General features: G+C 34.5%; 1 protein-coding gene. It reads left to right on the forward strand.

Annotated elements, in window-relative coordinates:
• Positions 1 to 13 precede the first annotated feature (13 nt).
• On the forward strand, positions 14 to 249 hold a 236-nt coding region (locus tag ACSNOD_RS32015; RefSeq protein WP_436770548.1), incomplete at its 3' end, for a glutamate synthase central domain-containing protein.

A 249-nucleotide genomic window follows, 5' to 3' on the forward strand; every position in this document is an offset into this window, starting at 1 on the left:
GTATACCAATGTATTGTCAGAAGGCGTTATTAAAGTGATGGCTAAAATGGGCATTTCTACTGTACAAAGTTATCAAGGAGCACAGATATTTGAAGCGGTAGGTTTATCGAATAGCGTCATTGAAAAATATTTTACAGGTACACAGTCAAAATTATCTGGTATAAGTATTGAACAAATAGACAAAGAGAATAAAGCGAGACAAAGTGATGATTCTGATTATCTTGAATCCGGAAGTGTATTCCAATGGAG

Origin of the sequence: Streptomyces sp. URMC 123 (assembly GCF_051386515.1) — a bacterium.
Taxonomy (GTDB): Bacteria; Actinomycetota; Actinomycetes; order Streptomycetales; family Streptomycetaceae; genus Streptomyces.